The organism is Aureliella helgolandensis (assembly GCF_007752135.1).
Taxonomy (GTDB): Bacteria; Planctomycetota; Planctomycetia; order Pirellulales; family Pirellulaceae; genus Aureliella; species Aureliella helgolandensis.
Map to the genome: position 1 here is coordinate 8,229,045 of NZ_CP036298.1, position 24,105 is coordinate 8,253,149.

Genomic DNA, 24,105 nt, shown 5'->3' on the forward strand with positions numbered 1-24,105 from the left:
CCCTGTTCCACAACGTTTCACTTCGTAGATTCTAAAAACCATGCCCATTTACGAATTTTACTGCCGCGATTGCCACACCATGTACAGTTTTTTTGCGCGTCGCGTCGATACGCAAACCATCCCCCAATGCCCCAAGGGATCGGCGAAGCATAAGCTCCAGCGGCAGATGTCGCGATTCGCAATCTCTTCTGGACGCAGCGAAGGACCGGAGGGGCCGCCCGATTCCGAGATGGACCTGGACGACGAGAAGATCGAGCAAGCAATGATGCAGATGGCTGGCGAAATGGAGGGCGCCGATGAAGACGATCCGCGCGCCATGGCTCGCATGATGCGCAGGCTAATGGATACAACCGGAATGAACATGGGCGAAGGGATGGAGGAAGCGATTCGTCGCATGGAGGCAGGCGAGGATCCCGATCAGGTGGAGGCAGATCTCAGCGATGTGCTCGACGGTGAAGCCCCTTTTTCGACCGGTGAAAGCAAGCTCCACGGACTGAAGCGACGCATGACCGAAGCTCCCAACGTCGATCCTGAAATGTACGACATGTAAGATGCGGTCCGCAGCCCCGCAGTGCTCAAAATCCAATCGAACTCTGGTTCCTCGATGCCCGCAGCGCTCGCACCAGGGCCGCTCAGGCAGTGCACCAGACAGAATTCCAATCGTTTAATCGTTGCTGAGATCACACAGGCTACCCGTGAAAAACGCCCCTAACACACAACGGAAAGCACCGCGATTCTCTAGGCGAACTTGGGGCCTGAGCGCCATCCTACTGGCCATCGCTTGCAGTCCATTGAGTGGCTGTGGGTCGACCGATGCAAACCAGCGCGAAGCACTTAAGTTTTTTGGCATTACCTATTTCAATTATCAACAGATCTGGAAAAAGCCACCCGCCAATTGGGACGAACTGCTAAAGTTGGCCCCTACCACCGAACTTCCAGACGATCGGAAACTCTTAGAACAAGTGCGGCAAAGCGGGTACACCATTCTCTGGGAAATCGACTGCATGACCTCCGATGCCGCCGAGGTCGTACTGGCTTATCCACCTGACGCCTTGGATCGCGGCGGGGACGTCCTCTTTGCCGAAGGCTCTGTTCGGAAAATGTCTGCCGACGAACTCAAGCAGCGATTGTAAATCAGCCAGTCAGGTCTTCTCACGAAACGACCCTCTGCCAGTCGTAGCCCCTGCGCTCTCTCGCCTCTTCGTTCGCTGCCTTGTGCTTCTCAATTTCGCACCAACCTTAGCATCCACTAGTATCCCCGCTTGATGCAGCAGAACCCCATGACGTGAACATTTCCGGAAAAGCATGCCGGGGACAACATGCCGGGGACGGTGCGTGGCTGCGTGACTTGAGGCTCCTGCGCGGCGAGCCTGAACGGAACACCTGCGGCTCCCGATATCTACCTACTTCATGACGATCAGGCTGTCCGAGCAATCTGCGCGCACTACGCATCGCTCCGTTCAACATCTGAACTGCCGTTCAACTCTTCAGTGACCGCCCATCAACCGCTCAGTAACCGTCTGCGAACCTTCTATTGACTGCCTACTGACAAATGGCTGACATCTTTTCCACTGCAAATCTTCCGCGGCTGGACGCCCGCTGAACCTTGAACTGACTATGAAGCTTCCTTCAGCTGACTGTGAACCAACCGTCTACCGACCTGAAAACAACCGCAAACTAACCGTGAACTGACCGCATTCCGACATCTTTTCCACAAAGATTCCTCGTGATTTGCGTTGCACGACTCCGACTTGTGGAGGAACGCGAGAGCTCCGCAATTGCTCGTGTGTAGCGCCTGCAACCTGACAGGCAACCAACGGGCAACTGACGCGCAATGAACCAATCATTAACTTGGTTTCTACACGAATGTGACACGGTCTGAACCGGCAGCGAACCGTGAACTAACAAGTTTTCCAACATGCTGCTGGGAGAGAAATTTCCCGGAGGAACTATTCAACAACGGCGCTGCCGGAAGCATCTTTCGGCGGCAGTTCACTTTTTAGGCGGAAGACGTTACACAACCGGGCGACTTCGTTCACACGTGCCAGGATAATGAGGCAGTCTCCGGCCGCCAGCAAGAAGGTCGCCGGAGGGTGCAATTTGACTTCACCATCTGCATGTCGCACCGCCAGAACGATGAGTGGTGCATCGCCTGTCAACGCACAACTTGCCACTGGAGCGTTTACCAGTGAGGAGCCAGGCAGCACTTCGAGCTCGTCGAGCTGCAATCCAAGCAGCTCCAATTCCGTGTTCATCGCGATTGGAAAATGGGCTCTCTCCATAAGGGATTCTGCGGAGGGACGGAGAATCATCTGTGCCAAGCGATCGGCGCCGATGGCAGCAGGCAATACGACTTGAGTGGCGCCCACTTGCCGAAGCTTTTTGATGGAACTGCTATGCTCCGCCCTGGCTAAGATTTCGAGCTCCGGATTCAACTCATGCGCTGTGATAGTAATAAATAAATTGGCGACATCATCGCTCAAAACAGTCGCCAACGTGGCGGCCCGCTCAACACCGGCCCGCTTCAAGACCTCCTCTTCGGTCGCATTGCCTTGAATTCCCAGGCAACCTTGCCGACGCGCCGCTTCGATACTGGTGCTATCCTCGTCGATGACGATCAGCGAACGGCCACGTGCGGCCAGCGTGGCGGCCAACTTAGTCCCCATCCGCCCGAAACCGCAAATGACCACGTGTCCCGTCAGCTCTTCAATTTGCCGCTGCATCCTCCGCTCTCCCAATTCTCGTCGCAATTCGCCATCCAAAACCAGCTGAGCCAAGCCTCCCACGGTATAGACCGCTGCAGCGTAACCAAGCACGATCAAGCCAATCGTAACCCAACGCAAAGAAACACTATCCAGCGGATGGACCTCACCATACCCCACGCCGAAAATAGTGATGATGACCATGTAGAAACTATCGAGCCAATCCCATCCATGGAGCACATAGCCCAAGCAGGCGGTAAACATGATCGTAACGGTGACACAAATTCCGAACAGAATTCGTCGTGTGGGTGCCATCGATTGCAGCGTGGCGGTGCGCATATTCCACCGCATTCGCTGGATACGCCGCTCCTCCTCCGTCATGACGTGTCGTGGTGACTTCACCTGAAGTCCTCAAGTTCTCGCAGCCAAGCGGCTGCTTCCCCGTCGCTGGGCATTCGCCAATCTCCTCGCGGCGAAAGGCTCACGCTTCCAACCTTCGGACCATCTGGAACGCAGGATCGCTTGAACTGATTGCTGAAAAAGCGTGTTAGAAACAGCTTGAGTGTTTGAACAATCTCTTCGAGCGGGTATTCGCGTGAAAAATCCGCCAACTTGGCTAACTGCACAATGCGTCTGGGCCGCGCTCCGTAGCGCACCATGTGATACAAGAAAAAGTCATGCAACTCGTAGGCTCCAATCGTTCCTTCGGTCAGCTGCGTTATCGCACCATCTTGATCGGCAGGCAGCAACTCGGGTGAAATCGGAGTATCGACGACCCCCAGCAAACAATCGCGCACCTTACCATCAAACTCATGCTCAGCGATGTACTTGACCAAGAATTTCACCAGCGTTTTGGGGATGGAGGTGTTGACGTTGTACATCGACATATGGTCGCCGTTATAGGTACTCCAGCCCAATGCCTGTTCGGACAGATCTCCCGTCCCTAGCACAAAACCGCGATTCATCAACAGCATCGTTCGAATTCGAGCTTGCACATTCTCAAACGTAAGGTCATGCAAATCCTCAGCGGGCACTTGCTGGAGGCGCTCTGCAAACTTCTCCAAAGTTGCCCCCGCCAGATCGATGCCGAACGGCGAGTGCCCGAGTCCGATAAACGTGTCGAGGCAGAGCTGGCGAATATCGATTTCATCGGAGGTTATCTCCAGATACTGCATCAAGTCCCGAGCCGCTGTCAGCGTGCGATTCGTGGTTCCAAACCCAGGCATGGTAATGCCCGCGATCCGCGAGCTCGGCCACTCCTGCTCACGACATGTCTTTGCCGCCACCAGTAGCGCCAGGGTACTATCAAGCCCGCCCGACACACCGATGTTAAGCGGCAGTGACGCGGGTAACCTACTCACGCGTTTCGCAAGCGCTGCGCACTGAATACCAAATACCTCTGCACAGCGTCGATGCAATTCCGCATCGACTCGCGGTACAAACGGATGGCCACTGACCGATCGGCATGCTCCGTCACCGCGAAGTGGCGGGACGGGCAGATTGGAACCAGCTGGCTGGGCATCGACGTCTAAGGTTCTCAAGGACAGAACTATTCGCTGAGCGCACTGTTGCCAGCTGCCAGTGATCTGTCGATCGTGTCGCAATTTCTGCAGATCAATATCGGCGGTCGCCATGGACGAGGTGAACCAACTGCATCCGTGATCACCCACACGCTGCGATTGCGCCAGGAGTTGCCCATTCTCCGCAACTAAACACTGACCGCCAAAAACAACATCGGTCGTCGACTCAGTCGGACCAGCACTGGCGTAGGCATAGGCCGCCAAACATCGTCCTGATTGGCTGCGCACCAAGACCTCGCGCCACGCCGCCTTGCCAATCAACTCGTTGCTAGCTGACAAATTGAGCAATAGATTAGCTCCTCCGGCCGCCAATAAACTACTCGGAGGGACTGGCATCCAGAGATCTTCGCACAATTCGATCCCTACGACCAACTCATCACGACGGAAGAGGAGATCAATGCCAAAGGGAACCTGACTCAAGTCGAGTGATTCGTAAGTACCTAAGTCACAAAACTCGGGTTCGTTTCCATCGGCAGCGGCAAACCAGCGTGCTTCGTAGAACTCTTGGTAATTCGGTAGGTATTGCTTGGGAACCACCCCCACCACGCGACGTCCATAGACGACCGCTGCTGAATTGTAGAGTTTGCCTCCCACGCGAACGGGCAGGCCCACGACGACCATTTGCTGAGGGTTGACGGACAGGGTCAAGTGGGCCAAGGCATCCGCAGCCGACTCCAGCAGCGCATCCTGAGCGAACAGATCTCCGCAAGAGTATCCCGTCAAGGACAGCTCGCCAAAAACCACAACATCGCTGGTGTCACACTCCCTTAACACTTCCAGTGCTGCACCGACATTGGCGAAAGGGTCCGCGATGTGAGTCTGGTGACTTGCCGCCGTCACCCGTGCAAAATCCAATCCCGCAGCGCCGCACTTCGTAGGGTATTCCCTGCTCATAAAATAATGTTCTTCTCTTACGACCTAAGCGAGTATGTCATGCAGGACGTGGCCGTGGACATCGGTCAGGCGATGGTCCCGACCTCCAAAACGAAAAGTGAGCCGTTCATGATCAATTCCCAGAGTGTGCAAGATCGTAGCATGCAGGTCATGGATTTCGACCGGCCGGTCGATGACTTTATAGCCAAACTCGTCCGTTTCCCCATACACGCGGCCACCTTGAACTCCGCCTCCGGCCATCCAAATCGAGAATGCATAGGGATTGTGGTCGCGTCCATTCGACCCCTGCGCGAATGGCGTTCGGCCGAATTCTCCCGCCCACACAACCAATGTTTCGTCGAGTAGGCCGCGTTCCTGCAGATCCTGCAACAAGCCGGCAATGGGCTGATCGACCGCCAGTGCGTTGTCCGTATGCCCCTGCTTCAATTTGCTGTGTTGGTCCCATCGATCCCCGCTACTCGCCGGGCACGTCAATTCGATAAACCGCACGCCACGCTCCACTAGGCGACGTGCCAACAAGCACTCGCGTGCAAAGATATCGGTATTTTTGTTCGGATGATCCACCCCATACAACTCCCGAGTCGCCTGCGTTTCGGCATCTAAATCGCTCGCCTCAGGAACCGATTGCTGCATTTTGTAAGCCAACTGATAATTCTCGATGGCGCTCTCAATCGGATCGGGCTGGCCCGCTTGAAGACTGTACGCTTGATCCAATTGTTGCAGCAACTTACGTTTCGCAGCCAGGCGATTGGAGTCACCGGCTAGCGGGCGCAGATTGGCGACAGGATCACCCTGGGGTGCAAAGGTCGATCCTTGGTAGGTGGCCGGGAGAAATCCGCTGGCAAAGTTATCAAGACCACCCGGGGGAGTCAGCCCACCGTTGATCACCACAAAACCAGGCAAGTCCTCCGACTCCGTACCAAGTCCATACACGGTCCAGGCCCCCATGCTCGGTCGCCCAGCTATCCCCAATCCTGTATGGAGAAAATAGTTGGCGGCAGTGTGTTCCGAAAACTGGCTCGTCATCGACCGGACCACGCACAATTTATCTGCCTGCCGCGCAATGTGCGGGAAGAGATCGCTGACCCACAAGCCGCTCTCGCCATATTGATGAAAGGGCCAAGGAGACCCGAAGGTTGTCCCTGCATTGTCGAACTGGGTAGGCTCCTTTTTCACCGGAAAGGGCTGGCCGTTCAATCGCGTCAATTCAGGCTTGGGATCAAAGGTATCCATCTGGGATGGACCACCATCCATATACAGAAAGATCACATGCTTGGCCGAAGCGGGATGATGCAAGCGTTGGATCACACCAGAGGATGCGCCGGATGCCACTTGCCCACGATGTAACATTTGAGCAAGCGCGACAGTGCCAAATCCCATTCCCCAGCGACTGAGGAAACCGCGACGCGAGGTACAAGCATGTTGCGATTGACAAGGATAACGCCATGTTTCAACGGACATATAAGAACTCTTTACTGTTGAGCAACACGTGGGCAAGATCTACCCACCCCGTCTGATCGTCTGCCAATTCTACGAGCTGCAATGCCTGTCTCGATTCTTCAGAGTTCGCATCACGACCAAGCACCGCTCTCACCATCGCCTGCACGCGCATCTCCGGAGTCGCTGCCCCCTCGCTGCGCAGGGCCACGCGACGCGCAATCTCGGCACCAAACGGATCGTTCAACAAACCAAGCGCTTGAGCCGGGACGTTCGAATCATTTCGAGCCCCGACGGTCGTTGAAGGCAAAGGGAAGTCAAATGCAACTAAAAACGGATTGAGAAAATTTCGGCGCACTTCAATGTAAACCGTGCGGCGGTTGTCACCATCGAGCGGTCCCGATTGCGCTGGACGCCCGCGGCCTGTCATTTGATCGTTCAAATAAACCGGCACACTCGGACCGGCCAATTGCGCATCCAATGAATCTGCCGCCGAAAGCATTGCGTCACGCATGGCTTCTGCACTGAGTCGCCGAACGCGGCGATGACTCAAGAGAATGCCATCCGCGTCTCGGACTGCTTGCTCGGCAGTTGGAACACTTGTCAAACGGTAGGTGCGGCTCAAGACGATTTCCCGTACCAGCCACTTGACCGACCAGTCGTGCCGCACAAACTCTGTCGTCAAATGATCCAGCAAATGGGGATGCGAAGGCGCTCCCCCCAGCACACCAAAGTTATCGGGCGTGGCTACCAAGCCCTGGCCCATCAGATAGTGCCAGACACGATTGACCATGACGCGCGCTGTCAACGGATGCGACCGGTCGGTCAGTGAGGCAGCCAATTCGCGGCGGCCAGTCGATTCTTCGCCTATCTCAATCTCTGCGAGAGTCTCCGACAGACAACCTCGCGGCACGAGTTCGCCGGGAGTGTGAGGATTTCCGCGGATATCGAGTGCAGCATTGCGTGGTGTCCCCTCCGAGGTTGCCAATAGGATTGTCGGTTGAGGCGTTTTCTTGTCCAATTCCTGCAGCTCGACGGCCAGGCGTTTCAGGGGTTCCAAACCAACTCCCGGGAGCGGTACGTGCAACTCTTCCGCGAGACGCAGCGCCGAGCGCAGCACGTCGATTTGCTCGGCATCCTGCCTACTCAAGCTAGCGACCAACTGGCTGGCTGCCAATTGCAGTAAACGATCTATCGACCCTTCGGCCTGCTCGAGCAGTCGTACCGCCACGGAAGAGGCTTCCGTGGGTGGTCCCTGCTCCGCAAAGCGAACCTCCTCGATCTCAAACCAATCCTTTCCAAAATCTTCGATGGAGAGGAAGGCTGGATAGTCGATGTACTTGTTCAAGTCCCCCGCATGAATAACCCAGCCGTGATCGCGGGGTTGATCGATGGGCTTCCGCAGATCTCCGAACAGCAGTCCATGAAACTCCAACATAAAGTAGTTGTTTACCAGCACGGTCGACTGGGCTGATTTGCCTCGCATCTTGATGCAAATCGCCTTTCCCTGCACGTCAAATGTCGGCGAACGAAGCACCAACTGTTGCTTGCGGCCCAATCGATGGCTGCGAAAGATACCGCGACGACTCGGCAACACCACGCCATCCTCAAACCACTCGAATTCGGGTACCCAACCCTGTGGCGATGCCGCTGGCTCAACACCGTTGACGCTCCACCCCTGGGGCATCCCATTCGCAAAATCTGCAAACAGAACACTCGACTGCTCCCACTCATCAAACGCAGCAACTCCCTGTTCCAACTCGGTTTGCAAAGCGTCGCAACTCGCTTGCGTTGCATGCGGATCATCTTTTCCAGCACGATTCGCCGTCGCAGCCCGCAGTACTACCCATGGTGAATCGAGAGGCAGCAGCGAGACCTTGCGCTCCGGTGGGGCGTCCTGCAAATGCTCCACGACTTGCTCCAACCAACTACGCATCGCTTGATCCAGGGAACTGCCTGAAGCAACATCAACGTCTGCCTCTGCCTCGTGTGGCACTGGCGCGCACTCGCTCGCCTGCGGCTCGGGATCGATGGCGGCCAATTCCTCAACCACTTCTCGCACCTCCCCAGCCTCCCTTTCTCCTGCAGCAAGTGCCGGGACTTGGAAAGCTTGGGCCGCTGCCTCATCTGCTTTTTGCACTCTTCGCTGAATCATTGCGGAGTGCCGGGCAATCTTCTCTTTTGGGTCGGTGATCGCATAGGAGCGGCGTGAACTCTCAATCACACCCGCTAAACCGAAATAATCCGCCTGGCGGATCGCATCAAACTTATGGTCATGACACCGGGCGCAGGCGATCGTCATCCCCAAGAACGTTTTAGAAAAGACATCGATCTGATTGTCGGTGCGAGTCGCCCAATCATTCGAGACGTCGACCGGCGCATGCACCGAGTCCCCCAGCCACCACCAAGCAGTCATCGCTAAGGAATCGTTTTGCCCAGTGAGGGGATGCAAGCGTGGTGAGTCCGCTTGATCTCCTGACAAATGCTCGTATACAAAGTCGTCGTACGGCAGGTCCGTGTTGAACGCATCGATAACTGCATCACGATACCGCCATGCATGCTTGGCAGGGTAATCAAACTCATGCCCCAATGTTTCGGAGTAGCGGACGAGATCGAGCCAATGTCGCCCCCACCGTGCGCCGAACTGGGGAGATGCGAGCATCTCATCCACCAAGGCTCGATACTGATCCTCGGTCGGATTCATCGCGAAGTCATCGGCAAGGGTGGCGGAAGCGGGCAAGCCCAGAAGATCGACACTCAATCGCCGAAGCAAGGTTCGCGGTTCGGCGTCGGAGCCAGGCGAGACACCGCGCGCCCGCATTTGCTCCAAGACCAAACGGTCCAGCGGGCGTAGCGACCAGGCATCGGCAGCCGTTGCTGCAACATCCACCTCTTCCACCGGGGCCCACGCCCAGTGCGACTGAATGCGTTGTTGCAGCCAATTCCGCTGCCCCTCACCGGCGGGCTGGTCTGCCGACCAAGGTGCCCCCTTGGCGACCCATTGCTCAAGAATCTCGAGCTCTCTTGGGCTGAGCGACTTTTCCGGTGGCATTTCAAACGACTCACGACGGATCGCCTCGACCAGTAGGCTTGCATCGGGATCGCCCGGAACAATCCCTGCCCCACTATCGCCTCCCGCCAAGACGGCTTCCCGCGACTCCAAACTCAGCCCACCTTTGCGCCGAGTCGGATCCTCACTGTGGCAACTGCCGCACTGCGCTGCGAGCAGCGGGCGCACCTCTCGCTCAAACCATTCAATGTCTTCAGCCGAAAACGAGGGCTCAGTGGCTGGGGCGGGAATTGCATGAAATGCCAGGAGCGCAAGGTTCAGCCAAGCCAAACAAGCACTTCTGAGTATTCGACGAGCGCAAACCATGGGGATTACTACGATTAGGGAGTCCGATCAACTAGCGAGGCGAGACTCCCATTGTAGTCATTTTCACCGTGTTGTTCGCCCTTTCCGGTCTACCCGGCTCGGTATATTCCCCACCCTGTGATCAATCTTGCCTAGCCAGCCATGTAAACGAGATACAGGGCACCTAGTACCAATAGGGCAATTAGGGCTGCATCGGGCTCAATCAACCAATACCGCTTGCGCGGACGGTACAGCAGCGTTAGCAACCCCACCGCGGTGACGACGATGGCAGCAGCAGCCGTGATGGCGTGCGTCCCCGAAACGACCTGCAGGAGCGAATCGGTGGTACTCGCATCGAGCGATGCTAGAATCAACATATTGAAGGCGTTGCTTCCAAAAATGTTGGCGATCGCCATGTCCGCTGCTCCCAAACGCACTGCAGCAATCGACGATACCGCCTCGGGCAACGAAGTCACGACAGCCAGCAGCAGCGTCCCTACAAAAGTGCGGCCCAGACCAGTAACTTCCGCCAGGGTATCGGCCGTCGTGGCCATGCGGGGTGCGACAAAAAAGATGACTGCAGCAGCCACCGCGAACCCCCCGATACTAACCATAGCTCCCCGAACGTTCTTCTTGGACTCCCCCGGTTCCGCGGTCGATTCTTCGGCCAAGAGTTTGGCCGACTCACGTTCATCCAAAAACAACAGCCTCGCACACAGACAGTAGGCTCCTATTACCGCCCAACTAGCAGGCCCAACGTTGAGCAACGTCCAAGGGGAATCGACGAGCATGCCAATCAAGATGATTCCCGCCAATAGCACTCCCACCGTAGCGCTCAATCCATGGGCCGCCGCAGCCCGGGTTAAGATGCTGCCCGGGCGTCGCGAAACCAAGTCAATCAGCGCTAAGATCATCAGGTTAGCCAGCGAGCTCCCCAGAATGCCTCCAGCCGTCAAGTCGGCGGCCCCGAGCTTCACCGCGCTATACCCCACCGATAACTCTGGCAAACTAGTGGCACCGGCTAACAGGACCAATCCCGTAATCGACCCACCCAATCCAGTCCGCTCAGAGATTTCGTCACCGAACTTTGCCAAAAACATGGCAGCCACGACAATCACAACTGAAAGTGCAACAAAAGTAAGGGACAAAAGGAACATGGCGTCCTGTTCGAAAAAATACAAGGGAAAGCGACCATACGGCACGAGGGACTGCTACGTCCGTAGCAGAGTACCATTCCGCCTGATCCAAGGCGAGGGCCCCCTGTCAGGCGCTCCGCCAGGTGACGCAGCGCTTTCGCTCCACTCGTCTCGCCTGATCGCCCAACGCGCCTGCCGCCAGACTTCCAATTGCGTTCAGTAAGGCCAATTTTCTCCCGAGCCGCCTTTCGTTTCACTGTTTCCTAGCGCATCTTCCTAGCGCATCCTGCCTGCTACCATGCATCGATGATATCGTCCGCCAGGAGGGCTACGTCGTCCGAGTCGGGGGTGGTACTCGCCTACAGACGAAGCCTAAGATGCTGCCTCATCGAATCGCTGCACGGTTTTCCTTACACTGCAGCTAGTCTCCACGCACTGTTGCTTGCCGCGTCTGCCGAATTCGGTCGTGCCTATTGAATACGAAAGCACTCCATGTCCATGCCTCACCAATTGCCGCTACCAACTCGGCGACTGTGCTGCCTCCTGTTCATTCACTTCGTTGTCCCCTGCCTGTGCTTGGCAGAGGAACCGCGGGCGGTGCGTATCGGCTCCAAGAGTTTTACCGAATCGGTCGTACTCGGTGAATTGCTAAGCACCCTAGGCAGACATGCGGGCGCCACCATCGATCACCGTAGCGAACTGGGGGGGACGCAAGTTCTCTGGCAAGCCCTTCAGCAAGGAGACATTGATGCCTATGTGGAATACAGCGGTACTCTCACCGAAGAGATCTTGGCCGATCCGAAGCTCGCAAGACTCGAACGCATCGCTGAGCAACTCGCCTCCCAAGGCATTGCGATGTCCAAGCCACTGGGATTCAATAACACCTATGCGATCGGCATGAAACAAACGCAGGCAGAGAAGCGGAACATCACCAAGATTTCAGATCTCCGTGAGCACCCGGAGCTGCAAATCGGTTTTTCCGATGAATTCGTCGATCGCAAAGACGGCTGGAGGGGGTTGAAGGCTAAATACAAACTACCTCACACCAAAACCCGAGGGCTCGACCACGCGTTGGCCTATCGCGGTGTCTGGGGTGGCTCGATCGATGTCATTGACCTCTATGCGACCGACCCCGAAATCATCAGCTACGAACTTCGCGTGCTGGAAGACGACCTCGCTTACTTCCCACTCTACGAAGCGGTCATCCTCTACCGCCCCGAGCTGGAGGTCTCCCATCCCGCAGTCGTCGAACAGTTCCTCCGGCTCGAGGGAACAATGGACAACGCGACCATGACCTCTCTCAACAAGTCGGCTCGGATTGACCACATTCCCGAAGATGTGGTTGCAGCCCAATTTGCACACGACCACATCGATGCCTCCATCCCAGTTCCTGATCCCAATGCCGATTGGCTACAGCGCCGTTTCTCTCGCTTCCTCACCCGTTCCCTGGAACACTTGGTGCTGGTGGGGGTATCTCTCACGATGGCTATCGCATGTGCAATTCCGCTGGGCATCTTCGCCTATCGACAGCCACGATTGGGAGAATGGATACTCGGTACCGTTGGCATTATCCAGACGATTCCCTCAATGGCCTTGCTCGTATTTATGATTCCGCTGCTAGGGCTCGGCGCGAAACCCGCGATCGTTGCCCTGTTTCTATACAGTCTTCTACCTATCGTGCGCGGTACGCACTCGGGTCTGGCGAACCTGCCGGCCAGCATCCACGAATCGGCTCTCGCATTGGGATTGCCCAGCTCCGCTAGACTTCGACTCATCGAACTCCCACTTGCCGTGCCATCCATTCTGTCGGGCATTAAGACCTCGGCGGTGATCAATATCGGAACCGCCACGATCGGAGCCTTCATTGGTGCGGGGGGCTACGGTCAACCGATCATTACCGGAATTCGCCTAGCCGACCTCGGGTTGATCCTCCAGGGAGCTGTCCCTGCCGCCATCCTGGCACTCCTCGTTCAAGCCGCCTTCAGCTGGGCGGAACGCCACCTAGTAACCACTCCAACCTAGACGCCCCCGCTCTTGTGCGTGCGACCGATCGTTGAGTTTTTTATGCTATCCTAGATGCAGGAGACTCAAGGTGCAGCACATCGCCGGAGCTGCTGAGCACACCTCGGTATTGCATTGCTGTTTGCCATGACTGCGGCTGGCCGCAATTTGCTGGCCTCTCGCTCAAGTGCTCCAAAATGTAAAGTAAGACGCAACCATCGTTTGGGAATGATGCACATGTGGGCTCCGATCAATCGACGATTCTTTCTAGGTTCGATGCTAGCAGGAGCGGGAACGATGAGCGAATGGGGGCCATGCGCCGCTGCTGAATTGGACTTACCACCAGGGGTGATCGTCGGCCACGTCGAACCCTCGGAGGATATTTTCGCTTACATTGAACGGGTCGCAGGTCGCTTCGATCCAGCGCTCTACCTGCGGCTATTGGGAGCTGCCAACGAATTCAAAGAGGGAGATGCCATTGTCGGAGTCAGCGCCGCCGACGAAACGGCTCGACTGGCTGCTCGCCAACTACTGGCCAACACACCTCTGTCGGCAATTGATCTGCATGCTCCACACCGCGACGAGCTTTGCGAATTCGTGCGCAGCGGCCTCGACCCGGCGGCGCTCGGCCCGCTGGCCCAGGCCACCCTGGGAGAACTAAAAGCGTTTTTGCTGGCCGCCGCGGAAGCTGAAATCCATCAGATATCCCCAGGCCTCTCCAGCGATGTGATCGGGTGCTTGGTCAAATTGATGTCCAATGCCGAACTGACCCAATTGGGCGCCAACATCTTTAATGCGTTGCCAGGCAGCCAGATCGGAGCCAGAGGTTATCTCGGAGCCCGCGTTCAACCCAATTCCCCCACCGACAATGTTGATGATATTCGATGGCAAGTCTTCGATGCGTTTGCATATGCCGTCGGAGATGTCCTACTGGGCACCAACCCCGTATCGAGCGAACCCGCCTCAGTGCTAGCGGTTGAGCAGACGTTGCAAGAGGTGCTACTCACCTTTGGCATTGACCACTTGCTACCGCATTGCGTGCTGTCCCACATCGACGTCCAAGCCCAGGTGGAAGAGCAGCAGCCAGGATCAACCGAATTGTGGTTCCAGAGCATTGCTGGCACTGATGCAGCCAATGCCACCTTCGACGTCAGCGTCGACAAGATGGTCGAATATGCCCGCCAGCGTCGCGGGCGGTTTGGGCTCTACTTTGAAACAGGCCAAGGTGCCGACTTCACCAACGGTCACGCTCACGGTTTCGACATGGTCTTGCATGAATCACGCAAATATGGCCTCACCCGTCAGCTAGCTCGGCAAGTAGCCATTGCCCGTGGAACCGACTGGGACACGCAACGCTCCTGGGTGCATGTAAATGATGTTGCGGGCTTCATCGGCCCGGAAGTCTTCCGCACGCGCGAGCAGTTGGTGCGTTGCTGCCTGGAAGACATCGTCATGGGCAAGCTCCATGGGTTGACGATCGGGCTGGACGTCTGCTCCACACTACATATGGATGTTACCTTAGATGACCTCGATTGGTGTCTTGAACAAGTGGCACCAGCCTGCCCTGCCTACCTCATGGCCCTGCCGACCAAGATCGATCCGATGCTGGGGTATTTAACCACTGGCTATCAAGACCATGTGCGTTTGCGCGAGCAGTTTGGCTTCCGCGTCAACGATGGAATGTGGCAGTTTTTTCAAGAGCTGGGAGTGATCGACGCTGCGGGACAGCCAACCAAGCATTTCGGTGATCCAGCCTGGGTCTATTTGCAGTTCTGCCGGCGGCAGGGAGACGGTCGCAGCGACGCAGAAATATTGGCCGCAGGAAAGCGTACGCTCCAAGAGATTGATGGTCGCGGGGTGTTTATTGCTAAGGGGTTTGGGAAACGTCCCTCACAACTAGCTCCCCAACTGCGTTATAAAATCGAACACATCTACCAAGACTCTAAACGCTGCCTTTGGGTTGAGTGGAACGAGGATTTCATCGCGCAGATTCCGCAAAGAGTCGTACTCCAAACCACCTCTGAGGGACGGCTTGACTACATCCTGCGTCCGACCGGTGGCGAGCAGCTCCTCTCCAGCTCGCTGGAACAGCTCGGGCAGCTACGCCAGCAGCAGGCTGAACAATACAATGTGCAGATCGTCGTCTCGGAAGGCCTGAACGCTCTGGCTGTGATGGACGAAGGCCAGCTACAACCGTTGCTCCGCAAACTCCGTAGCGAATTGGCTGCAGCAGGTTATCGACTTGCGCCCGAAACAATTGTGGTCAAGTCGGGTCGCGTCCGGGCAGGATACCGCATCGGTCAATCGCTGTTCGCTGGCATAGCTGGGGAGCGCAACCTGATTCACATTATTGGAGAACGGCCTGGGAGTGGGCATCATACCCTGTCTGCCTACTTGACGACCGCCACGGGAGAGCAGTGGCAGACAACCGGTGCCATCGACCACAATATCACCAAGGTTGTTTCGGGGATCGCCACTACCGCCTTGGCTCCCGAACAGGCCGCCGTCGATATTCGTCGCGTGCTCACTAGTTGATCTTCGCGGCCAGCAGCGAATGGCGGTCATGTTGCGGAGCGGCTAAGGCAGTTGGTCTTGCAGAGTAAGGCTTCCATCTCCGTCACGATCAAGCTTTTCAAACTGCGCCATTTCCCCTAGAAACTCTCGGCGGCTGAGCGTCCCATCACGATTGCGGTCCATGGCCTGAAACCATCGCGGCCCCGCACTTGGCCTATTGTCCAGCAGCGAATCGGGGCGACCATGACTAACAACCCCCCGCAACTGAAGAGGCAGGCTGCCCAGCTCGATCCGCTTTGCTTCCAAGATCCCCAGGCTTCCAAACATCGCGCCACACTGCTGCAGCTCACGGCGATCGAGGGCGCCATCGAAATTTTGATCAAGAGCGGCGAACAAACTCGGCCCGAGATCAACGATCGCGAGCATCCACTGCACGTTGTGAATTTGAGACAGCACTGTTCTCCACTCCTCGAACTCGCGTAAAGCAATCGCTCCATCACGGTTTACATCCACCAACTGCACAATTCTCTGGACCGTGCCACTTGGCTGGCCAACCCCGTTGGCTGGGCGGCCGGCTATTGCGAGCTCATGCCAGTCCTGGTATTCATTGAATTGACTCGCGGTTGCCGCCATCAGATCTAACGTTTTGGCTGACTGCACAGTATGGAATCGCGCATGGAGATCCGAACCGTGCTGCCATACAACGCTCTGAGCTCCCTTCGAGTCGCTAGCCAAGCCTGGCGTCAACGGTTCGTGCAACTGCACTTCACCGTCAAGGACCTGGAGCTCCAGTAATTTCAGGGTTTGCCCTGAATAATTCGCGGTTGCTGTGTTGAACGGACCTTCGACAGGCTCTCTATCGTCTCCCTCCAGGCACTCCATCGGCGGCAGACAGGCCCTCAACCGCTCGCCCGACTGCTGAAGCTCGAGCAGGTGCGTGGCGGTCGTACCGGGAAAGGACATTTGCAGCACAAGTTCCTGCGGCTGGATCAAATCGTCTCGATTGAGATCCCGAGTCCACAGCAGGTCAACCGCATCCGACAAACTCGCGACATCGATCGATTGCCCCACCTCCAATCCCATGGCAGACAACAGCCCTGCGTCCAATCGCTCGGTATTGGGAAATCGTCCATACGAGACCGCTGGCATTCCAGCCCCCAATTCCGCATAGAGCTTGGCAAACTCTTTGAGGGAAAGTGCACCATCGTGATCTTCATCCCAGTCCTTCGGCTTGTCGACGATGGCCGGTAAGAGGTTGCCCCACATCATTTGTCGCAGGCCGAAGGGAGTCGGCAGCGCACTGCATTCTTCCATTCCAAGCCGACCATCACGATCACCATCCTTAAAATGAAAGAGAGCCTGAACTGCCTGCTGCGAAACCGAACGAGCCGGCATGCCGTCAATCGTCAAGGACACGCTCCACCACTGCGGGGTATTGGGGGTCACACCCACTTTCTGAGTCCGCACCTCAAGCATGAGACAACTGTTTGATATTGAAGAGGCGTTGCCCTCCCCTTCAGGCCCTCCTTCCTTGGCAAAGAGCATGCCGGAAGACAGCAGAATCACAGAGCTCCACCACATTCGCTGGAATCGCATTTAGAACAAGCCTTCGATCAAACGGGCGGAGGGATCGGCAATTCGGATGGGGCGATCGACGTTGGAATCATTCTGTTGCATCGGATCCACGCCGATTGCATGGCAAATACTAGCGATCAAATCGGGAACCTGGTAAGGCTCGCTCTCAACTTGCAATCCATCCGCCGAAGTCGCGCCAATCACTTGCCCCCGCCCAACGCCCCCACCGGCTAAAACCGTTGACCATGCGCGTGGCCAATGGTCCCTTCCGGAGTTGCTATTGATAACGGGGGTTCGTCCAAACTCCCCCAGACAAACGATCAGGGTCGAATCGAGCATTCCACGTTCGGCCAAGTCTGCAATCAGTCCGGACAGGGCCCGATCGAGTTGCCCTGACAACTGAATTACTTGTTGAAAATTCTGGTTGTGCGTGTCCCAGCCGTCGAGGGTCACTTCGACAAAAGAGACACCTCGCTCCAACAACCGTCGCGCCATGACGCAGCCTTGGCCAAACAGATTGCGCCCCAAACGATCGCGGGCTCGTTCGGGCTCAGCTTCCAAATCGAAGGCCTCCACCACTTCAGGCTGCATCATCCGTATCGCCCGGCGTCGCACATCTGCCCCCGCAAGCACAACAGGTTGTCGGTGCATGCCGGAGAAATCAGTATCCAGCTGCTGGAGTATCTGCTGCCTGAGGTTCCTGCGATCCAAGGGCAGCATTCGATCGGGTTGCAGATCCCGCACCGTCAGATCTGCAATGGCATCTGCTTGCTCACCAACGTAGAGCGGAGCGCAACGCGACTCGAGAAACCCATTGCCCGCAAAGGCCACTCGCCTGGGCGGAAGGATGCTGACATAGTTGGGTAAAGGGCTGTCCGATGCTCCCTGCTCGTGCACAAGGAGTGCTCCCAAATCGGGAAAATCAATCCCCGCCTGTGGCACGTAACCGGTCCGCGCGAAATGCGTGGCTCGACTGTGATCCCCCTCCTTGGAAGTCATAGAGCGAACCACGGCCAGTTGATCACTACAACGCGCTAGCTCCGGTAGATGCTCGCTGATGCGCAGACCAGGAACGCGAGTTGCGGTCTCTGAAAAAGGCCCGCCGTTGACATGACCAGGCTTCAAATCCCACAAATCGATCGTAGCCGGTCCGCCGTTGAGCCATAGCAGAATAACCTTCTTAGGGCTCGGCATTACACTTGCCGCCGCTGCAAGCGACTTCAACCATCCCGAAGGCGAAATTGCCATCGTGGCCAAGAGTGCGTTCCGACATAAACTTCTTCGATTGAGAAAACCCGACATCCTAGCAGTACTCTCGATGAACCGAATGGACTTAGTTTCAGTGATTGGTATTGAACTCCACCGAGTTGGTAAGAATCCAATGCACATCTTCGTATCGCTCCCACCGTGAACTACGGTCTTCACTGAAGAGTCCAGCCTCACGGAATTGATCCAGCTCCTGGAGTGTCGGCGGCCGTCCTAGTGCAAGCCAGTACAGTGCGTCCATACACGCCGCTTCCGAGAGGAAATCGGCGGTCGCTAATGCCTCAATTGCAGGAGGCTGTCCCCATGCCGTACCATTCATCAAAGACAACAACTGGGTTACGGATCTCGCTTGATCCCCCTCGACGCCCACTTGTTGCGACTCGGAAAACGCGCGCCGCGTTCGCTCCCGAATGCCCGCCGGCCCCGCGGCCAACCCGGTTGTTTCCCCTTGTGCCATCTGCAAGCTATCCAACAGCTGGGTGGCCGACAACGCTTTGATGTTGTACACCGCCAGTAGCTGCTGGCGTCGTTTCAGGACGCCTCCTGCCAGACCAATTCCCTGCGATTCAGCACGATATGCTCGGGTCTGTACTAGAGCGGCGACGAGGGGAAATAGTGGTGATCCTCGCGCAACGAATTCGTCGGCCAACCCGGCGTGCAGTCGTTCCCAATGCTGCACCACTTCGGATTCCGCCCGGTGGGCTAACTCGCTCAGACGAACTCCGAATAGCTGGCCCCACACGACGTCGACGGTATGTCTCGCCATCCAGCGGTTGCGTTTGTCACACATCCAGTCTGCGAAGAGAGTTCGTCCCGACTCTCCTTGACTTGGTGAGTAGACGCGGCGATTTAGCGTGGCGTCTACAAACAGTTGAGCAGTCACGATCTTCTGCGAATCGGGGATTAGAACCTTCAGCGACCCCACCTCGGCGAACTCAAGTGAAGGGTTGTCGGGGAGTTCGAAGAAGGCTGCGGTTTGCCAAAACTGTTGCTGAGTCCAGCGATCGAAGGGATGATCATGACACTGTGCACACTCGAGATCGATCCCTAAGAACGACCGCGTGGCGTTGCTAGCCATCCTAGCACTCTGAAACTCATTGCTTGCGATGAAAACATCTGGGACCGCCGTCTGTCGGGTTGCCCAGGGGGACGAGCCGGCCACTTTTTCATGCTGAACTTCATGCTGAACTTCATACTGAACGGTAAGCAACTCATGCGCCATCTCGTTGATGCAACGGTGATTGAACAATTGCTCGGTCAGCCAACTCTCAGTATCTGCTTGGAGGTATTGATACGGCGGGACGTCCGTCTGCGGAAACCACAACCTACGCAGCAAGCTTCCCCAATAGCGTGCAGCCGCGCCACTTTGGATCAATTCTCGAAGTGCGTCTTCGGCCTGCGAAGCGGACTCATACTGGGAATTGGTCCGCGCCGAATCCATGGAAGGTATGCGACCGGCCACATCCAAATTGACTCGCCTCCAATAGACCTCCGGAGACGCTTGCTTGGGAGGTGCTACTTTTGCCACATTCCAAATGCAATCAAGCTGCTCATCAACGAACGACGTCAGCTTCTGAATATCCTCTCGATCCCACTCGGAGGCTGTGGCACGCGGCAATCCGCATCCACCGGCCAACCCCACAACGAGGTAAATGGCTAACGCACGGCATACCATTTCACGGTCCGTTCGCTTAGGACGATGCGTGCGTGTTCGCCTATTCGGCCGCCTCTGCAACATAAGGGAACTCATCGTGGGAGGTAGTCTGCGGGATGAACGAGTTCCCCATCGGCAATGCTGACCAAGGCCACCATCGTCTCTTCATCCAAACCCGACCGAAGTGGACGCACCGAGCCATCTGCCAGGGCAACGTTCGCGAATCCGTCATGGAATCCGTACAGCGAGCCCTCGTTGGAACAATTGACGCTACAGGCGCCAAACGCCGTGGTGCCGTCGAAGCCAAACGAGCGCAGGTGATTCCAATTCGGTGCAATCCATTGTCCGAATCCAAACCCTTCCACAATCGGCCGGGGCGACCTATCTTGCGTGCGATTGATGTGCAACTTCCCCGCTTGCCACTGATTGGGCTTGTCGGCCATTTCAACCAACAGCAACGAATTCGACAAACCATCGACGATTTCATCCAATCGCACAGCTTGTCCCGCCAGCACGTTGGAGCCTCCATACTTTCGCCCCGGCGAGGCCATGGCTCCCCGATAGAGCTGATCGATCACGTTGTTGTGCAAGTAGGCTCCCGCCGAGCCAACGTAATCCGTCGGAGCCGCTTGAAAAGCATTCCCCTCTGGATCTTGCAACGCCAAGACGCGATCACCATTGGGAGCCGATGGACACAGCAGCTTGCTCAGCCGTGTCGCCGCCAACACTTGGTTTTCCGAATTCGCCCCGTCCCACCAATTCCGACTCGCGTCGTAGCGTGCCGACAGTTCCCCCTCTTCGATGAAGGGCAAGAGTTGTGCATTCCAGCCGGTATACGGAACACGGCGATTGCTGGGGAGATAATTGCGACGATTCGTAGCAAAGTCGGTACAGCCGCGGGCCAATAGCCGCAGATGATCCTCGCACTGCAGCTTGCGAGCCGTTTCACGAGCTCTTACTAACAATGGCAACACCAGCAGTGCGAGCAAAGCCAAAGCACCCCAGGCGGCCACCTTGTTCCAGCTCGATCGCCAAGTCAGATCCATGATCAAATCCTACTATGAAGCGTGGTGAATTGAGGAAGCATCCCCTACCGGTCGAGCGACACCGCCCGAGTGCCGCTCGGAAAATACAGCCTCCCTGACCAATGAAAGGGGCTGCCAATTAGTATTCCCCAACCACATTCCCATCCTGCTTTTTGCATAGATTGACGAAGACTTGGGAATCCACGGAATCGGACAGAGTCTGCGTGGAACCGTCTGCCAAGACGATCACCACAATCCCAGTATGGAAGCTGTAGGGCGAAAGTTCGTTGTCGACGTTAATGAAGCGATTGCAGGTGTCGCAGCCTTTGACCGTGCCATCTTCCGACCAGTTGTAAACTCCGACGCCGTTGTTCCCAGCCCAAGGGCCGTGGCTGTAGAACTGAGCATGTGTGACCGCTGGCTGCTTCTTTCCAAGCCGCCAATGATCCGGCTTGCCCGCGTTCTCAAACAACAGAATCGTATTGCTGGTCCCATCGGTAATGTGGCCAATGCGAGTCGCCGACTCATTCAGGATGCCGCAATCGCCATCCCACACGTGAACTTGCCCGCTGCCAGGTGTCCCCTGGAGGTGGTGCAAGCCGCGCACTCCCTGATAATCGGAGACCTCTCCCGTCAATCCGGTCAGCGCATTCATGTCGTTTGTCCACCCCATGTTCCAACCCGAATAAATCGGACTGACTTCATCGGCGGGCGACGACGGGCAGCGGAACGCGGCGACACGAACGTTCACCGCTGGTTGATTGATCACATCGTCAAACCCAAACTTCTGGTCGTACGTATTGAACAGGTTCGAGCCTTCCAGATAGGGCAATACCATCGCCAGGAAGCCGGTAACGACTTTGGTGGGATTGCCGTCAGATTTCCAGCCGTTGTAAACCAAACGGCCAGGCGGAAACGTTCGCAAGGCGGAATGATAGTTGTGGCAAGCCAGACCAATCTGCCGCACGTTATTGCTACACTGCATGCGTCGTGCTGCTTCGCGAGCCGCTTGCACTGCGGGCAAGAGCAGCCCCACCAAGATGCCAATAATGGCAATGACCACCAACAATTCAACTAGAGTGAACGCAGCGCGTTTGCGCAAAGATAGACGCATGGTAATTCCTCTTCCAACAGGCATGTAGGTAGCGATAGTCGTCGCGTTCCTGGCTGGCGGAGGAATACAGGCGGTCATAAACCACCTTTTCCGAGCTTGCTTGGTAGCTGCAACTGAGATTCAGTCTCAATAGTAGAGTCAATGGCGACGCTTCTTGCAAGTCCAGCATCGCAAGAAGCGTGCCAGTACCACCGGAAAGGCTCAAACAGCCTTTATCCTTAGCGTTTTGAGAGGATTTTGGAGCAAAGCTTCGACTCTTGGCAGAGCCACACCGCTGCGGTAGCGGTGAAATACACGCCAACAGCGACGTTTTTTCGTCCACGGAAAACCAACATGATCGCTGGGATGAGCCCCAGCGATCGAAACGTTCGCAGCCAGATCCTCTAGGCGTGACGCGATCTACTTGATCGCGTCAAACATGCTCATGAGCCGCTCGACGATTTTTTCCGACGCATCCAGCTGGACGCGATTGGTACCCATCCAGGTCTCGTAGCCTCCCAGCTCGTGCTGGGCCGGCGAGGGAAGGTAACCGTAGGAACCACCCGCTAGCTCAATCGTGAAGCTATCCGACAGAGGGCAGCGATCTTTGATCTCTAGACCAATTTCCGTAAACACTTCGAAGGGAACGGCAGCGATTCCAAGATCGCCAATCCGCAGCGTCTGCAACGGAACGTCGACGGTATCGGGAGATTCCGACAACGTCGCAGTGCGAGCGGCATAGGTCTTCTCATGCCGATGGTACGGCTTTTCTTCTTCGGGTCGCTGGACCACTCCTGCCAGATAAGCCTTCATTTCTGCGTCGGGCTTGCGAACCTTCAAGGTTAACTCGGATTGCTGCGCGCCCAATTTCACCCAGTCTTGATACTGCACTTCGCCCAGCGATTCATGAACGCGACGCGCGATCAGCTGGCCCACTAAAGCCATCTTTTCGAACGGGGCATACCGTGCACTTCGATCGCGAAAGTTGATGTTGTTGACATCGCCGCTCGTACCGTTGGAGAGAATGCCGACAAACGGTGGATACTGCGTTTCCGTTTCCAGCAATCCTCCGAGATGTTCCGCAAAGACGGCGAAATAGTCTGCCGAAACCACACGCGAGGGCACGCCTCCCACATAGTGCAACGAATAGTTTCCCAGGATCGCAATGGGCCGACCGTCAAGGGCCTGCAGCGCTAGGTACGAGACTTCGGGATCGACGGGGCCAGCCGGTCGAATCAACGTCGAGCTGCTACTGGGGTTCATTCGCACCTCGTCGACTCCACCAAAGGGATTGCGACGCTGCTCCTCTTCCACAACGTACCAGCGACGATTGAACAGCTCAGACGCTTCCTCCACACTCCCCCAGCCAATTCGGGCTGGTTCCAGACGCTTATTGGCGATCCGTACTGCATCCACGATCCGATCCGCTAGAAAAATCTGATAGCCTGACAGCTCTTCGTCCTTGACCATCGAATTCTTACCACGCGCTGTCGTGGCGGAGTGCGTGTGGGTGGCTGCATACAATTGATTCTTAACGGGAATTCCCGTCGTTGCTTCAACTTGAGCTTTCGCTACGTCAAACACTTCTCGTGGAATACCTACATTGTCACAAATAGCAATCGCTAGCTTGGTATCGCCATCGTCGAGCACAATTGCCCGCACGTGCAATTCATCGTGCACCTCGTCCGCGGGCACCGGTTCCCAACCACCCACCACCATCTCGCCCAGGGGCGGCGTGATATTCGCGGTAGCTGCACCGGCGCGAAACGGAGCATCTGCTGCGTGGCCTGAACTACACCATACAAGGCAACCGACGAGCAACGCGACTGCGGAAGCTGGGAATTGCATAAATGCCTTTTGAGATAACATGTTT

Annotated in this window: 15 protein-coding genes; 4 read left to right on the forward strand and 11 right to left on the reverse strand. The window is 56.4% G+C overall.

Annotated elements, in window-relative coordinates; genetic code table 11:
* Positions 1-40 precede the first annotated feature (40 nt).
* Complete coding sequence (locus Q31a_RS29015; RefSeq protein WP_145086208.1) at positions 41-550, forward strand: FmdB family zinc ribbon protein; 510 nt, start codon at positions 41-43, stop codon at positions 548-550.
* Positions 551-695: 145 nt separating this feature from the next.
* Positions 696-1,133, forward strand: a complete 438-nt coding sequence (locus Q31a_RS29020; RefSeq protein ID WP_145086211.1) for a hypothetical protein — start codon at positions 696-698, stop codon at positions 1,131-1,133.
* Between the two features lie 816 nt (positions 1,134-1,949).
* On the opposite strand, the gene Q31a_RS29025 is transcribed toward Q31a_RS29020, so the two are convergent.
* From Q31a_RS29025 to Q31a_RS29045, 5 genes are all read right to left on the reverse strand, one after another.
* Positions 1,950-3,104: a potassium channel family protein gene (locus Q31a_RS29025; RefSeq protein ID WP_145086214.1), complete on the reverse strand. Its 1,155-nt coding sequence runs from the start codon at positions 3,102-3,104 to the stop codon at positions 1,950-1,952.
* Positions 3,101-5,176 (reverse strand): NAD(+) synthase, encoded by a 2,076-nt coding sequence (locus Q31a_RS29030; RefSeq protein ID WP_145086217.1) that lies wholly within the window; start codon positions 5,174-5,176, stop codon positions 3,101-3,103. The genes Q31a_RS29025 and Q31a_RS29030 overlap by 4 nt, the downstream gene beginning before the upstream one ends.
* A gap of 24 nt (positions 5,177-5,200) precedes the next feature.
* The gene (locus Q31a_RS29035) at positions 5,201-6,637 is read right to left on the reverse strand and encodes a DUF1501 domain-containing protein (protein ID WP_145086220.1); all 1,437 of its coding nucleotides are present in this window, start codon (positions 6,635-6,637) and stop codon (positions 5,201-5,203) included.
* A complete protein-coding gene (locus Q31a_RS29040; protein ID WP_145086223.1) occupies positions 6,627-9,989 on the reverse strand; it encodes a PSD1 and planctomycete cytochrome C domain-containing protein in 3,363 nt (1,120 codons plus the stop codon). Before Q31a_RS29040 ends, Q31a_RS29035 begins: the two co-directional genes overlap by 11 nt.
* Before the next feature lie 131 nt (positions 9,990-10,120).
* On the reverse strand, positions 10,121-11,125 hold the full coding sequence (locus Q31a_RS29045) for a sodium:calcium antiporter (protein ID WP_145086226.1): 1,005 nt from the start codon (positions 11,123-11,125) through the stop codon (positions 10,121-10,123).
* A 471-nt stretch (positions 11,126-11,596) separates the two neighbouring features.
* On the opposite strand from Q31a_RS29045, the gene Q31a_RS29050 reads away from it, so the two are divergent.
* Both Q31a_RS29050 and eutB read left to right on the forward strand, forming a co-directional pair.
* Positions 11,597-13,126: an ABC transporter permease/substrate-binding protein gene (locus tag Q31a_RS29050; RefSeq protein ID WP_197355897.1), complete on the forward strand. Its 1,530-nt coding sequence runs from the start codon at positions 11,597-11,599 to the stop codon at positions 13,124-13,126.
* 216 nt (positions 13,127-13,342) lie between these two features.
* Complete coding sequence (eutB, locus tag Q31a_RS29055) at positions 13,343-15,640, forward strand: ethanolamine ammonia-lyase subunit EutB (RefSeq protein ID WP_197355899.1); 2,298 nt, start codon at positions 13,343-13,345, stop codon at positions 15,638-15,640.
* Between the two features lie 42 nt (positions 15,641-15,682).
* Here eutB and Q31a_RS31030 read toward each other — a convergent pair whose 3' ends face one another.
* The 6 genes from Q31a_RS31030 to Q31a_RS29085 form a co-directional block, all read right to left on the reverse strand.
* A complete protein-coding gene (locus Q31a_RS31030) occupies positions 15,683-17,215 on the reverse strand; it encodes a CREC-EF hand family protein (RefSeq protein ID WP_231690992.1) in 1,533 nt (510 codons plus the stop codon).
* On the reverse strand, positions 17,216-18,442 hold the full coding sequence (locus Q31a_RS29065) for a DUF1501 domain-containing protein (protein WP_197355901.1): 1,227 nt from the start codon (positions 18,440-18,442) through the stop codon (positions 17,216-17,218).
* 91 nt (positions 18,443-18,533) lie between these two features.
* Entirely contained in the window at positions 18,534-20,135 is a 1,602-nt protein-coding gene (locus tag Q31a_RS29070) for a DUF1549 domain-containing protein (protein ID WP_197355903.1), read from the reverse strand.
* A gap of 71 nt (positions 20,136-20,206) precedes the next feature.
* Complete coding sequence (locus Q31a_RS29075) at positions 20,207-21,160, reverse strand: DUF1559 family PulG-like putative transporter (RefSeq protein WP_145086235.1); 954 nt, start codon at positions 21,158-21,160, stop codon at positions 20,207-20,209.
* Between the two features lie 118 nt (positions 21,161-21,278).
* Positions 21,279-22,253: a DUF1559 domain-containing protein gene (locus tag Q31a_RS29080; RefSeq protein ID WP_197355905.1), complete on the reverse strand. Its 975-nt coding sequence runs from the start codon at positions 22,251-22,253 to the stop codon at positions 21,279-21,281.
* 399 nt (positions 22,254-22,652) lie between these two features.
* Positions 22,653-24,101 (reverse strand): hypothetical protein, encoded by a 1,449-nt coding sequence (locus Q31a_RS29085; protein ID WP_231690993.1) that lies wholly within the window; start codon positions 24,099-24,101, stop codon positions 22,653-22,655.
* Positions 24,102-24,105: the final 4 nt, after the last annotated feature.